Here is a 12,684-nt window from a genome sequence, read left to right as displayed (position 1 = left end):
TCAGATGACCACGCTCTACGGAATGGCGGACCTGACGCTCGGTGCCCATCAAAGAATGACGCGGCTGCGCCTTTATGACGGGCCGCTCGACTTGAGCTGGAAGCACTGCGCGATGGCTTCGGACTTTGTTGCCGAACTTGCAGCCCTGCGCTATCGCGCCTCGCGCAATGCCTATCGCGAGGTCCGACACAACATCGGCTATCTCACCAACGAGCTGGTCGAGAACGCGGTGAAGTTCCGCACGTCCGGCTCGGTGATGGTCGAGGCGGCGCTCGAAGCCAACAGCTTCCGCACCAAGGTGTCGAATGTCATCGACAGCGAAGCCGCCGTCCGCTTCCAGGACCTGCTCTCCGAGATCTCCGACGGCGATCCCGGCGACCTGCTCATCGAGCGGATCGAGGCCAACGCGACAGGGCTCGGCAAGAGCGGTTCGGGGCTTGGTCTTTTGACGCTGATGAGCGATTATGGTGTTCGTTTCGCTTGGGTTTTTGGTGCCAAGGGAGACGACGGAGAAACATCGCTGGAGACCTATGCCTCCATTGCGGTCCCAGACCTCTCGAATTGATGAGCCTATGAATATGGAAAACAAGGACGAAGAAGAGTATCGCGTTTGGTCCGAGGGCAACGATATTCATTTCGAGGGCACCATGCGGCTGCCGGGCACGGAAGCCTATGCTCCGATCTTTTCGACCGTCATGGGTGTACTCGATACCGAGCCTGAGCATGTCACGATCGACCTGACCGAACTGCAGTTCCTGAATTCGTCCGGGATCAACCTGCTTGCCAAGCTGACGATCGAGGCACGCAACCGCCCGAACGTGCAGCTGACGGTGCGCGGAACGTCCGAGATCCCGTGGCAGTCGAAATCCCTGCCGAACCTCAAGAAGCTGCATCCCGGTCTCGACCTCAGGCTCAACTGAGGCAGATTTCAAGCAGACCTCCCTTAAAAGTGCTGACATCGCGCGATGCCTGACGGCGTCGCGAGTGTCATGCTGCGCCGCGCTCCTGTCAGAAGCTCAAAGGTCGCTGTAGCGCTATCAGTGTTGTAAGCGGCCATTGTCGTTGTCTTCTTAGTCCCGTTATGCTCGCCACAAACCACGTGGGTAAAAAATGCCGGACTGGAAGACAATATGGGACCACGAGGTCGCTGCCTTTGGTCGGCGAACGCTGCCGTTCTCCGGCAAGACTCGAACGTACTGCGTAGAGCTTGATGATCGAGATCAGGATAAATTCAGCGTAAGATACGACGACGACAGTGAGATCGATACTTGGCACATTTCGTCAAAGAGGAGTGTGACGGGGTTGTAAAACTATGTGGCTTCACAGGGGCAGGTCCGTACACGATTGACGCCTCTTGGTTTGAACTAACGCTCACTTCTCCTGCCGTTTTGCGGTTTTATCGCAATCAAGTCTTGCTGCACGAAGACTGGGAGCAACGATCCCGAGAATGACCGCAAATGGCGGCGCCATAGCGCTGTAAGGCCGGCTGGCATATGATATCGAACCCAGAAAATGTTCCGCCCAGGTGTGACGGACACAATGCTACTGAGTGTTTTCAGCTTTTTGCGCCTTCACCACCCTTGGCGCAGAAAATTGCCTGCCGTCGTCGGCGCCTACCTTTCGCCGCGATTGACTCCACGGGAAACCAGGCTTATCCGTAAATTCATCAGATGACTTGATGATTGGATGATGAGACCGATCAATCGCACGAATTTGACCGACAGCGCGGCGGAAAGCCTGAGGGCAGAGATCCTTGGCGGTCGCTGGACCGTGGGCGAGCGCATTCCCAACGAGACGGCGCTCACCGAGCTGCTGGCCGTCAGCCGTGGCACCGTGCGCGAGGCCGTTCGTATTCTCGTCTCAAAGGGCCTGCTCGACGCGCGCCAGGGCTCCGGCACCTATGTCCGCTCAACGGTCGACACCTCGGGCGCACTCGACCGCGTCAAGCGCAGCGGTCTGCGCGACCAGTGGGAGGCGCGCGCAGCGCTCGACGTCGAAGCGGCGCGCCTGGCGGCACTTCGCCACACGCCGCTCGATCTTGAGCGCATGACCCGGCTGTTGAACGCGCGGGGAACGGTGCACGACGGCGGACGAGAGGCCTTTGGCCAGCGCGACATCGCCTTCCACCGCTCGATCGTCGAGGCATCGGGCAACAGGGCGATCCTCGAACTCTACGACTTTTTCACCGCTGCGATCCTCGAGACCATTCATTCCACCCTCAACGGCGACCTGCCCGAACCGGACGACCGCGCCCATGCGGCCATCGTCGCGGCAATCGCGACCGGCGACCCCGACCGGGCGGCCGCGGCCGTGCGGTCGTTCATGGCGCCGGTCCTCGATGAACTCCAACGGCTCTCACAATGAACCAGACATTTCGTGACCCTCACCGCGACCAGCCGACCGAGCAGCCCGACCTTCAGGACCAGTTGATCGACGCCGAGGCCGACAGCCTGCCTTTGCCGCAGCCGCCGGCCCTGAGCCGCGGCGCGCGCATCCTGCTCGGGGCAAGCCTGGTGCTGATCGCCTTCAACCTGCGGCCGCTGTTTTCGAGCCTCTCGGTGCTCTTGCCGGAGGTGATGCAGGCGACCGGCCTGACAACCGCCGGCGCCAGCGTGTTGACCACCCTGCCGGTCCTTTGCCTCGGGCTCTTTGCGCCGCTGGCGCCCAAGCTCGCCCAGCGCTTTGGCGCCGAGCGCACGTTGCTCGGCGTGCTGATGCTGCTGACGCTCGGCACCGCGCTTCGCGGCCTCGGCTCGGTTCCCCTTCTCTTCGTCGCCACCTTTGCGGCCGGCGCTGCGATCGCAATCGGCAACGTGCTGCTGCCCGGCCTGGTCAAGCGGGACTTTCCCGACCGCGCCGCCATGATGACCGGGCTCTACACGATGGCGCTCTGCGCCGGCGCTGCCGGCGCGGCCGGGTTGACGCTCTCGATCGAGCACCATGTCGCCGGCTCCTGGTCGGCAGCCCTTGCGGCCTGGGCGGTACCGGCACTGATCGTTCTGTTCATCTGGGCGCCGCAGGCCCTGCGCGGCAAGGCACAGGCGCGCCACACAGGCTTCCGCGTCGTCGGCCTTTGGCGCGACAGGCTGGCCTGGCAGGTCACGCTGTTCATGGGGCTGCAGTCGGCACTCGCCTATTGCGTCTTCGGCTGGATGGCGCCGATCCTCAGGGAGCGTGGCCTCGACGCGGCAACGGCCGGCGCCGTCGTGTCGGCGTCGATCATGATGCAGGTCGTCACCTGCCTGCTCGTCCCCTCCTTCGCCATCCGCCGCCGCGACCAGCGCGCCGTCTGCGTGGCACTTGCCGCTGCCGCCGTCACCGCGCTTCTCGGCATCCTTTTTGCGCCGTTGTCGACGGTTCTCGTCTGGGCGGTGCTGCAAGGCATCGGACAGGGCGGCCTGATCGCCGCGGCCATGACACTGATCGTGCTGCGCTCGCCGGATTCCCATGTCGCGGCCCACCTCTCCGGAATGGCTCAAGGGGTCGGCTATGTGCTTGCCGCCATCGGCCCGCTGCTCGTCGGCTTCATCCGCAGCTGGACCGGCAGTTTTGCCGCAAGCGGCATTCTCTTCCTGGCGCTCGGCCTCGGCGTGGCGATCATGGGCATGGGCGCCGGCCGGGCGCTGCACGTCGGGGCGCGAACGATCCGGCTCGACGAACGCCCATAGGCGGTCGCCCGCGGTCTTAGGGCAGGCCCCGCCCTTCCGGCGGAGCCTGACTTCCAGACGAAAGCCGCCGCTCAGGCCGCGGCCGCTGCCGGCTGGTACCGAGCCGCCGGCCTGAACATCAGCGCCATCAGGAATGCGCCGAGGCCGATACCCCAGGAACCGACATAGAGCCAGGTGTAGCTTGCGAGCGTGTCGTAGATCAGGCCACCGGCGACGGGCCCCGTCGCCATGCCGAGGCTGCCGGCCATCGCCGTGCCGCCGATCACCGTCCCCATCATCCTCAGCGGAAAATTCTCGCGCGCAAGCACGGCATAGAGCGGCATGACGCCGGCATAGATGAAGCCGAAGAGGGCGGCGACCGCGTAAAACGAGCCGAGCCCCTGGGCAAAGACATAGGCCAATGCGCCGAAGGCCTGCGCAAGCAGTCCAATGACCAGGATGCGCTTGGCGCCGAAGCGGTCTCCGAGCAGCCCGAAGACGACGCGCCCGCCCATGCCGGCAAGCCCCTCGACGCTGTAGATCGACACCGCCGCCATGACGGGAATGCCGCAGGTAATCGCATAGCTGACCGTATGGAAGATCGGGCCCGAATGGGTGGCGCAGCAGAAGAAGTTGGTCAGAAGCAGGATGATGAACAGCGGGGATTTCAGCACCTCGCCCGTCGTCATCGACGATTGCGCCTGCTCGTCGGGGGAGATCGCGGCAGCCCCGGCAGACAATGCCGGCGCCTGGCGCACCAGCAGCGCAGCCGGGATCATGACCACGGCGACCACGACCGCAATGATCTGAAGCGCGGTTCGCCAGTCGTAATCCGACACCAGCCAGGCGGCAAAAGGCGACATCGTCATCGGCGCCATGCCCATGCCGGCCGAAACGAGCGAGACGGCGAGGCTGCGATGAGTGTCGAACCACCCGGTAACGCAAGCCATCATCGGCGCGAAGATCGCCGCTGTCGCGGTACCGACGAGGACGCCGAAGATGACCTGAAACGCCAAAAGCGAGGTTGACAGGCTTGCCGCGGCGAGGCTGACGGCGAGAAGCACCGAGCCGATCAGCACGATCGGCCGTGCGCCCCAACGGTCCGACAGGCTTCCCCAGGCGATGCTGGCAAACGCCATTGCCAGGAAGCCGATGGTCATGGCACTCGAAACCCCGGTGACGGACCAGCCTGTGTCGCGCGAGATAGGCAACAGGAAAACCGGCAGGGAAAACATCGCGCCGATCGCGAGACATCCGAGCAGGCCGCCCGCCGCCACGATGACCCAACGGTAAAACGAATTGCTCATTGCAATCTCCTTGGTGGCGCCCGCGCAGACCTCGGCACGCCGATAAAGCCCATTTCCGATTGCGCTGCAGAAGGATTGGCAAGCGCCTCTCCTTCGTGCCCGTCCCTTCAAGGACGTCCGCAACCCTGCTGAACCGACACCGCGTCCTGCATAATTTCATCATAAACGCAGATTCTCATCCATGCGCGACCGCCGCGTCCGCCCTTCAACCGCGCCGTGCCGGAATTCGCTTGATTGCGCATCGAAGCTGGCCTCTGTTGTCCCTTGCGATCAGCGGTATGGATAAACGCCAGGAGCTTGTTTCTGGGAGTGACAAGTGTGACGGGATTTCGATGGACTCGATGATCACCGCGGCAGCCCGTGCGCTTGCGACCGGCGACACGCTCGGAGCGCTGAAGCGGGTTGCGCTGCGCAACGATCCGCCGGCACTGGCGCTGCGGGGGATCGCCATGGCGCAACTCGGAGATCTCGCCCGCGCCAAGCTTTTGCTGAAAGAGGCCGCGCGTGCATTTGGCGCCAGGGAAGCCGTCGCGCGGGCGCGTTGCATCGTCGCCGAAGCGGAAATCGCCATCGTTTCGCGAGATCTCACCTGGCCGGCACGCGCCCTGGACGCGGCCCGCGCGACGCTCGAGGCCCATGGCGACGACATCAACGCCGGCCATGCCCGCAATCTCGCCGCCCGGCGCCTGCTGCTCGTCGGCCGGCTGGATGCAGCCGAAGAGATGCTGTCTGGCGTGGATCCGGCGCGGCTGACGCCGGCAACGCGCGCCGCGCGCGAATTGACCGTCGCGGGCATCGCCCTTCGACGGTTGCGAACGGCCGCGGCGCGCCAGGCCTTCATGCGGGCGACCGAAGCGGCCCGAAGCACCGGAATTCCGGCCCTCATCACCGAGGTCGAAACCGCCGCCACCGTTTTGGCGGAGCCGGCCGGCCGGCTGATAAGTCAAGGCGACGAACGTCTGTTGCCGCTCGACGCGATCGAGGCGCTGTTTGCCTCTGATACTCTTGTCGTCGACGCCTGCCGGAGCGTTGTGCGACAAGGGGCGCGGGCGGTCTCTCTGTCGACGCGTCCGGTTCTGTTTGCTCTCTCTCGCGCGCTTGGCGAGGCGTGGCCGGGGGACGTACCGCGAAGCACGCTGCTGCTGCGGGCCTTTGGCGCCCGGCACGTCGACGAATCCCACAGGGCCCGGCTGCGGGTCGAGATCGGCCGGCTGCGCGAAGAATTGCGCGACCTGGCGGATATCAAGGCGACCCCCGACGGTTTCCTGATCGTGCCGAACGGCGACCGTCCCGTTGCCGTGCTTGCGCCGCCGGTCGACGAGCGACACGCGACGCTGTTGGCCTTGCTCTCGGATGGCGAGGCTTGGTCGAGCTCGGCCCTGGCGATCGCGCTGACCAGCAGCCCGCGCACGGTCCAGCGCGCGCTTGAAGACCTCGCATCGCGCAACAAGGTGCTGCCGGTCGGCAACGGCCGCGCGCGCCGATGGATGATCCCGCCGGTTCCCGCTTTCCCGACAGTGTTGTTACTCCCCGGACCGCTGCCGGGCGATTAGGATGAAAGCCATGAAACGATCCGAAGCCGAAATCCTGCGTGAATACGGTCCCTTTCCAGGCGTCGACCAGGTGCACGGCGTCACCTTCGATGGCCGGAACGTCTGGTTTGCCGCCGGTGAGACGATCAACGCGTTCGACCCTGACGACGGCAGCACCGTGCATTCCATCGACGTCGCCGCCCATGCCGGCACCGCCTTCGACGGCCGGCATATCTTCCAGATCGCCGAGGACCGCATCCAGAAGATCGACCCTGAGACCGGGCAGATCCTCGCGACAATCCCGGCACCAGGCGGCGGCGGCGATTCCGGCCTTGCCTGGGCCGAGGGAACGCTTTGGGTCGGACAGCATCGCGGCCGAAGAATCCACCAGATCGATCCTGAAACGGGCGTGATCCTGCGCACCATCGAATCCAAACGCGTCGTCACCGGCGTAACCTGGGTCGACGGCGAACTCTGGCACGGAACCTGGGAAGGCGATGACAGCGACCTGAGGCGGATCGACCCCGAGACGGGCTCGGTGCTGGAGACGGTGGTCATGCCAGCCGGAACGGGCGTCTCGGGACTGGAATCCGATGGGCGCGACCGCTTTTTCTGTGGCGGCGGCCCCAGCGGCACGATCCGCGCAGTGCGCCGGCCGAAACGCAGGCGCTGACATCGGCTTTTCAACCTTTCGACGACACTGCCCTTGCCGCACGGTGCGCGACGGCCTTTGCCGCAAGTGCTAGGGCAGCAAAACCGATGCCGAGCATGCTGACGCCCGGCCATGAGCCGAAGCTCCAGGCGCCGAACGACAAGGCCGATCCCAATGCCCCGCCCAGAAACATGCTGGTCATGAAAACGGTATTGATGCGGCCGCGAGCGGTGGGGTCGAGCGCATAAATGATGTGCTGGTTGGCGATCAGAGCCACCTGGATGCCGATATCGAGAACGATCACGCCGACGACAAGGCCGGCAATCGACGTCCACGTTGCAAGCACGGTCCAGCCGATTGCCGTCAAGACTGCGCCGAACCAGACGACGGTCTTGCCCCCTATGCGATCAGCCATCTTGCCGGCGACGGGTGCAGAAAAGGCGCCAAGCGCCCCGACGACACCGAAGAGCCCCGCGGCATCGGCGCCGAGCCCGAAACGCGGTATGGCAAGGTAGAGGGCCAGAACGGTCCAGAAGACGCTAAACGAAGCGAAAAGAGCTGCCTGAACCAGCGAGGCAAGGCGCAGATCGGGCTCGCGCCGCCAAAGCGCGACAAGACTTCCAAGCGCCCTGTGGTACGATAGCGGCGACGACGGACCGAGCCGCGGCACGGTGACGACCATCAAGAGAGCGCCGCCAAGCGCAAGCGGAACGCTTGCCCAGAACATTTCGCGCCAGCCTGCATGCGCGCCGACGAAACCGGAAACCGTCCTGCTGAGGAGAATGCCGGTCAGGACGCCCGCCATGACTGTGCCGACGGCCGCGCCACGGTTTTTCGGTTTGGAACGCGCGGCTGCGATCGGCACGATCTGTTGCGCCACCGTGGCGCTTGCGCCGAGCAGCACCGATGCACCCAGCAGCATCCACGGCGTCGGAGAGACCGCGGCGATCGCCGCGGCAACGGCGATCGCAAGAAACTGTCCGACGATCAACGGCCGCCGCCGGACGATATCGCCAAGCGGCAAAAGGAGCAGCAGACCGAGCGCGTATCCGAGCTGAGTGGCGGTCGGCAGCAGGCCGATCGCGGGCTCGCCCGGAAACTCCGCTTCAATCAAACCCAGCAATGGCTGATTGTAGTAGATGTTGGCGACGGCCATCCCGCTGGCGACCGCCATGGCATAGAGGGTGGTGCGTCCGAGATCGGATCGCTCTGCTTCATGGATGTGCATCTTCGTTGTCCTTTTTCGCTGAAGCGATGGAAAGGATCTAACGCTTTATCGATAACGGCTGTAGTGTCGAAAAATGATCCGCCTGAATAACGGAAATCGTTACAATGAACACGGAAGACGTTCTGATCTTCACGGCCGCCGCCGGTGGAGGCAGTCTGGCGGAAGCGGCTCGCAGGCTCGCCATCACGCCGATGGCCGCGTCCCGGCGGCTCGCAGCGCTCGAGCAATCGCTCGGTGTCCGCCTGATGCATCGCACCACGCGCGCACTCTCTCTGACGCCTGAAGGCGAGACCTTCCTGCCCTATGCGCAGGCCCTCGTCGAGAACGAAGAGCAGGCGCGCATCCTGCTGCGCGGGGACGATCAGGGCGCAACCGGTCTTCTGCGCGTTTCCGCACCGGTCGCCTTTTCTACGAGAGTTATCGCGCCGCTCATCCCGTCGCTGCTCGACGCGCATCCGCTCCTGCGAATTTCACTGGATATGAGCGATACGATGCCCGATCTCGTCGCCTCCGGCATCGACCTTGCGATCCGCATCGCGCGGCTGAAAGACAGCAGCCTGATCGCCAGGAAACTCGCAGACAATCCACGATCGATCGTTGCCTCGCCGTCCTACGTCGAAAAACATGGGCGCCCGCGCACAGCCACGGAGCTTGCAAGCCACCCCTGCCTGCCGCTTCACGGCGTCACCCACTGGACATTCGTCAGGGCCGGTATCGAGACGCATGTCCGCTTGCAGAGCCGCTTTTCGTCGACAAGCATCGAGGGCTGCCATGCGACCTGCCTTGCGGGCGCCGGCATCACCCTGCTTTCGGACTGGAATATTGCCGACGATATCGAGGCCGGCCGGCTCGTCCGGATTGGTCTCGAAGACTCGGAGCCGGAAACATTGGCGATCTGGGCGGTCTATCCGACGACCAAGCTCGTCGCGCCCAAGGTTCGGTCGTTCATCGATCGGCTGGGAAGCCAGCTCGGTGAAGCGAAGACGCTGATCTGAGCCGCAAAGCCCGCACCGCGTTCAACGCGGCGCGGGGCGACAGCACGGGGGCGCGTCACGAGACGCGCAGGCTTGCTGCTGCACTTTTGCTGCACTCCTCGTCCTCAAGTCGATGGACCCGAGGATTTGTGCAGTAGTGGTTGTCGAGGCACGGTCCGCAGATGCCGGGACGGGGCGGATCGTGCCTTCACTTTAGGCCTTAATGAAGGCGAGCAGGTCGGGATTGATCACATCTGCATGGGTCGTCAACATCCCATGTGGATAACCTTCATAAACCTTGAGCGTGCCGTTCTTCAGAAGCTTGACGGCGAGGCGCGCGCTGTCGTCGATCGGCACGATCTGGTCGTCGTCGCCGTGCATCACCAGCGTCGGCACGTCGATCGCCTTCAGGTCTTCGGTAAAGTCGGTTTCCGAAAACGCCTTGATGCCTTCGTAATGCGCCTTGGCACTGCCCATCATGCCCTGCCTCCACCAATTCTGGATGACGCCTTCCGACACCTCGGCGCCGGGCCGGTTGAAGCCGTAGAAGGGACCAGCCGGCACATCGCGGAAGAACTGTGCGCGGTTGGCGGCAAGTGCGGAGCGGAAACCGTCGAACACCTCGATCGGCAGGCCACCCGGGTTGTTTGTCGTCTTGACCATGATCGGCGGGACCGCGCCGACCATGATCAGCTTGGCGACCCGTCCGCCGCCGTGGCGCGCCACATAGGCCGCCGCCTCGCCGCCGCCGGTCGAATGACCGATATGGATCGCATCGCTGAGCTCGAGCTTGAGCACAAGCGCCGCCACGTCCTTTGCGTAATGAGCGATGTCGTGCCCTTCGCTGACCTGGGTCGAGCGCCCGTGACCGCGGCGATCGTGGGCAATGACGCGATAGCCCTTGTTGACGAAATAGAGCATCTGCGCGTCCCAGTCGTCCGCCGACAACGGCCAGCCATGGTGGAACACGATCGGCTGGCCCGAGCCCCAATCCTTATAGAAGATGTTCACGCCGTCTTCGGTTCTGACGAAATTCTCGGTCATCGCTGCGGTTCCTTTTGCTGGGTTCGAAGAATGTTCATCTCGCGCCTTCAACCGAGATGCGGCCGGTTGATGGCGAGCAAGTGGTGCACGACCGGGGTCGCCGGTCCTTTATGATAACGCCGGACGTCCGCCTGGATGTCGGCATCGGCCATGGATACGCGCTTGTGCTGCCTCAGGTGCTCGGCCCAGGATTCCACCATGAACCATTCGACCATGCGACCGGGATCGGCCGCATCCTCGGTGACGCCCCAACCATAGGCGCCATCTCGGCGACGCTCGTGTGACAGCCGGGCGAGCGCCTTCAGGAAATCGGAGCGATCGGCCTTGTCGACGGCGTACTCGATCAGCACCAGAACGGGGCCGCGATCGTGCTCGACGGGCTCGCTGGTCAGAGGTTCCGGCCAGTGGTTGGAGGGAACAAGATCGGCCTCGCCCTTCGGCAACTTCATCGCATGGAAGGCAAGGCCGACGCAGACGAGACCGATTCCTGCCACAGCAAGTGTGAAGGGCACGCCGATCGCCTCGGCGACCGCCCCCCATGTGAGGCTGCCGCCGGTCATCGCGCCGTTAAAGACGGTGAGATAGACCGCAAGCGTGCGTCCCCGCACCCAGTTCGGCAGGATCGCCTGCGCGGTGCTGTTGAGCGTCGTGAGTGCGGTGATCCAGGCGGCGCCGACGAAAAGCAGCGAGACGATCGCGATCCATTGCGCCGGGGCGAAAGAAAGCACACCCATGACGGCGGCGGTGACGACGGCCGACAACAGCAGCAATCCGTCCGCACTCATCCGGGCACGCAGCCGCGGCATGACCAGGGCACCCGCGATCGCGCCGGCGCCGACGGCGCCGAGAAGGATGCCGTAGAAACTGGCGCCGCCGCCCAGGAGCTGGCGGGCGACAAGCGGCAACAGCGCCCAGATCGCGCTTGAAAAGGCGAAGAAGACCGCGGCGCGGACCAGCACGACGTGAAGATCGCGGCTCGCACGGGCATAGCGCAATCCCGCACGGAACGCGCCGAGAAAACGCTCGGAAAGCGCGTCGTCCTCCGGCACCCGCCGCTGCCACCAGACGAGGGCGGCGATGACGAAGGCATAGCTGATAACATCGACGCCATAGGTAACTGCCGCGCCGAACCAGGCCAGAAGCAGGCCGCCGAGCGCCGGCCCGATCGCGCGGGAGATATTGATGCCGAGCGAGTTCAGCGCAACGGCGCCCTTGACGTCCGGCCGTGACACGAGTTCCGGCACGATTGCCTGCCAGGTGGGCGCGACGAGGGCAGCGCCGATGCCCCCGACGAAGGTGAGCGCAATGAGCGAGGTCACCGACTGCAACCCCGTGGCAGAAAGGAACAGCAGGCAGAGGCTGGCGGAGGCCAGCAGGAACTGGACGGCGATCAGAAACTTGCGCCGGTCGAGAATATCGGAGAGCACGCCGGCCGGTATCGCCAGCAGGAAGATCGGCAGCGTTGCGGCCGCCTGAACCATCGACACGGCGGCTGGCGTTGCCGACAGATCGGTGACGAGCCAGGAACTGGCGACATCGCGGATGAAGCTGCCGGTGTTGCCGATGATCGTCGCCACCCAGAGAACGGCAAAGACCTTCTGGCGAAGCGGCGCAAAACTGCCGGCGCCGGCGGTATTGGTTGCTGAAACCGTCATGGCGCAATCCTTCCCGCGGACGCACGCGCCCGCAGATCGTACCACGCGACGAGCACGAAGGCGCCGACCAGGCCGACATGCTCGAAGAAGCCGTTCATCGCCATCGCGCGCTCCATCCCCACCGGCAGCTCCCAGAACCGGAATGCGAGAAAGGTAGCGGCGAGCGTGAAGGCGGCAAGCGCACCCGCGGCGACAAAACGGTAGATCCCGGCCAGAACGAGCGCCGACATCGACAGTTCGAAAACGATGACGCCGACGGCAAAAAGCGGCGCAGGGGTCAGGCCGAAGTGCTCCATCTCGGCACGCGCGCCGGCGAAATCGAAGATCTTGACGAGTGGGCCCTGAATGTAGGCCGCGCAGAGCGCCAGCAACCCGAGGAACACCACGGGTCCACCGGTTATCCCCGGCCGGATCCGGGCAGCAAGGGTTCGTTCCAGCGATGGTAGGTTCGGCATCTCTGCTCCTTCTCGGACAATCTTCATTCTAGTGTCAGGCAGCACGGCCATCAGGCCGGCTCCCGTGCGGCCTGGTCATCCTGGCCGGGATTGCCCATGGACGACGGCGGATCATCACCACAGGCGACGGATGCGCTGATCAGGATCGTTGCCGCCGCAATCGCAGACGCTCCACCGAAACGCGTCATGA

Annotated in this window: 13 protein-coding genes; 7 read left to right on the top strand and 6 right to left on the bottom strand. The window is 64.5% G+C overall.

Features of this window, described 5'->3' with window-relative positions; genetic code table 11:
* Positions 1 to 4 precede the first annotated feature (4 nt).
* The 4 genes from VGO12_RS19930 to VGO12_RS19915 all read left to right on the top strand — a co-directional run bounded on the left by VGO12_RS19930 (position 5) and on the right by VGO12_RS19915 (position 3,668).
* Entirely contained in the window at positions 5 to 565 is a 561-nt protein-coding gene (locus tag VGO12_RS19930; RefSeq protein WP_327514492.1) for a slr1658 superfamily regulator, read from the top strand.
* A gap of 13 nt (positions 566 to 578) precedes the next feature.
* A complete protein-coding gene (locus VGO12_RS19925; protein ID WP_327498264.1) occupies positions 579 to 920 on the top strand; it encodes a slr1659 superfamily regulator in 342 nt (113 codons plus the stop codon).
* Positions 921 to 1,689: 769 nt separating this feature from the next.
* Positions 1,690 to 2,364 carry a FadR/GntR family transcriptional regulator gene (locus tag VGO12_RS19920; protein WP_327514512.1) on the top strand — a complete coding sequence of 225 codons (675 nt, stop codon included), beginning with the start codon at positions 1,690 to 1,692 and terminating at the stop codon, positions 2,362 to 2,364.
* Positions 2,361 to 3,668 (top strand): CynX/NimT family MFS transporter, encoded by a 1,308-nt coding sequence (locus tag VGO12_RS19915; RefSeq protein ID WP_327514491.1) that lies wholly within the window; start codon positions 2,361 to 2,363, stop codon positions 3,666 to 3,668. Before VGO12_RS19920 ends, VGO12_RS19915 begins: the two co-directional genes overlap by 4 nt.
* 71 nt (positions 3,669 to 3,739) lie before the next feature.
* On the opposite strand, the gene VGO12_RS19910 is transcribed toward VGO12_RS19915, so the two are convergent.
* Complete coding sequence (locus VGO12_RS19910; RefSeq protein ID WP_327514490.1) at positions 3,740 to 4,954, bottom strand: MFS transporter; 1,215 nt, start codon at positions 4,952 to 4,954, stop codon at positions 3,740 to 3,742.
* 332 nt (positions 4,955 to 5,286) lie between these two features.
* Here VGO12_RS19910 and VGO12_RS19905 point away from each other — a divergent pair, with 332 nt between their 5' ends.
* Positions 5,287 to 6,507 (top strand): helix-turn-helix domain-containing protein, encoded by a 1,221-nt coding sequence (locus VGO12_RS19905; protein ID WP_327514489.1) that lies wholly within the window; start codon positions 5,287 to 5,289, stop codon positions 6,505 to 6,507.
* A gap of 10 nt (positions 6,508 to 6,517) precedes the next feature.
* Positions 6,518 to 7,159 carry a glutamine cyclotransferase gene (locus tag VGO12_RS19900; protein ID WP_327514488.1) on the top strand — a complete coding sequence of 214 codons (642 nt, stop codon included), beginning with the start codon at positions 6,518 to 6,520 and terminating at the stop codon, positions 7,157 to 7,159.
* Positions 7,160 to 7,169: 10 nt separating this feature from the next.
* Here VGO12_RS19900 and VGO12_RS19895 read toward each other — a convergent pair whose 3' ends face one another.
* On the bottom strand, positions 7,170 to 8,366 hold the full coding sequence (locus tag VGO12_RS19895; RefSeq protein WP_327514487.1) for an MFS transporter: 1,197 nt from the start codon (positions 8,364 to 8,366) through the stop codon (positions 7,170 to 7,172).
* 104 nt (positions 8,367 to 8,470) lie between these two features.
* Here VGO12_RS19895 and VGO12_RS19890 point away from each other — a divergent pair, with 104 nt between their 5' ends.
* The gene (locus VGO12_RS19890) at positions 8,471 to 9,361 is read left to right on the top strand and encodes a LysR family transcriptional regulator (protein WP_327514486.1); all 891 of its coding nucleotides are present in this window, start codon (positions 8,471 to 8,473) and stop codon (positions 9,359 to 9,361) included.
* Between the two features lie 192 nt (positions 9,362 to 9,553).
* Here the strand turns inward: VGO12_RS19890 and VGO12_RS19885 are convergent, their stop codons facing one another.
* From VGO12_RS19885 to VGO12_RS19870, 4 genes are read right to left on the bottom strand one after another with little or no spacing between them, the layout of a single operon-like run.
* Positions 9,554 to 10,384, bottom strand: a complete 831-nt coding sequence (locus VGO12_RS19885) for an alpha/beta hydrolase (RefSeq protein WP_327514485.1) — start codon at positions 10,382 to 10,384, stop codon at positions 9,554 to 9,556.
* Positions 10,385 to 10,431: 47 nt separating this feature from the next.
* Complete coding sequence (locus tag VGO12_RS19880; RefSeq protein ID WP_327514484.1) at positions 10,432 to 12,039, bottom strand: MFS transporter; 1,608 nt, start codon at positions 12,037 to 12,039, stop codon at positions 10,432 to 10,434.
* Positions 12,036 to 12,494, bottom strand: a complete 459-nt coding sequence (locus tag VGO12_RS19875; RefSeq protein ID WP_327514483.1) for a DoxX family protein — start codon at positions 12,492 to 12,494, stop codon at positions 12,036 to 12,038. Before VGO12_RS19875 ends, VGO12_RS19880 begins: the two co-directional genes overlap by 4 nt.
* 50 nt (positions 12,495 to 12,544) lie before the next feature.
* Entirely contained in the window at positions 12,545 to 12,682 is a 138-nt protein-coding gene (locus VGO12_RS19870) for a hypothetical protein (RefSeq protein ID WP_327514482.1), read from the bottom strand.
* Positions 12,683 to 12,684 lie beyond the last annotated feature (2 nt).

Origin of the sequence: Ensifer sp. (assembly GCF_035999135.1) — a bacterium.
Taxonomy (GTDB): domain Bacteria; phylum Pseudomonadota; class Alphaproteobacteria; order Rhizobiales; family Rhizobiaceae; genus Ensifer.
The sequence above is the reverse complement of the archived record's forward strand: the minus strand, read 5'-3'. Positions and strand labels throughout refer to the sequence as shown.

What these genes read in the sequence shown, in the direction of transcription:
- VGO12_RS19930 (WP_327514492.1), top strand. Translation starts at nt 5, where the DNA reads ATGACCACGCTCTACGGAATGGCGGACCTGACGCTCGGTGCCCATCAA.
- VGO12_RS19925 (WP_327498264.1), top strand. Translation starts at nt 579, where the DNA reads ATGGAAAACAAGGACGAAGAAGAGTATCGCGTTTGGTCCGAGGGCAAC.
- VGO12_RS19920 (WP_327514512.1), top strand. Translation starts at nt 1,690, where the DNA reads ATGAGACCGATCAATCGCACGAATTTGACCGACAGCGCGGCGGAAAGC.
- VGO12_RS19915 (WP_327514491.1), top strand. Translation starts at nt 2,361, where the DNA reads ATGAACCAGACATTTCGTGACCCTCACCGCGACCAGCCGACCGAGCAG.
- VGO12_RS19910 (WP_327514490.1), bottom strand. Translation starts at nt 4,954, where the DNA reads ATGAGCAATTCGTTTTACCGTTGGGTCATCGTGGCGGCGGGCGGCCTG.
- VGO12_RS19905 (WP_327514489.1), top strand. Translation starts at nt 5,287, where the DNA reads ATGGACTCGATGATCACCGCGGCAGCCCGTGCGCTTGCGACCGGCGAC.
- VGO12_RS19900 (WP_327514488.1), top strand. Translation starts at nt 6,518, where the DNA reads ATGAAACGATCCGAAGCCGAAATCCTGCGTGAATACGGTCCCTTTCCA.
- VGO12_RS19895 (WP_327514487.1), bottom strand. Translation starts at nt 8,366, where the DNA reads ATGCACATCCATGAAGCAGAGCGATCCGATCTCGGACGCACCACCCTC.
- VGO12_RS19890 (WP_327514486.1), top strand. Translation starts at nt 8,471, where the DNA reads ATGAACACGGAAGACGTTCTGATCTTCACGGCCGCCGCCGGTGGAGGC.
- VGO12_RS19885 (WP_327514485.1), bottom strand. Translation starts at nt 10,384, where the DNA reads ATGACCGAGAATTTCGTCAGAACCGAAGACGGCGTGAACATCTTCTAT.
- VGO12_RS19880 (WP_327514484.1), bottom strand. Translation starts at nt 12,039, where the DNA reads ATGACGGTTTCAGCAACCAATACCGCCGGCGCCGGCAGTTTTGCGCCG.
- VGO12_RS19875 (WP_327514483.1), bottom strand. Translation starts at nt 12,494, where the DNA reads ATGCCGAACCTACCATCGCTGGAACGAACCCTTGCTGCCCGGATCCGG.
- VGO12_RS19870 (WP_327514482.1), bottom strand. Translation starts at nt 12,682, where the DNA reads ATGACGCGTTTCGGTGGAGCGTCTGCGATTGCGGCGGCAACGATCCTG.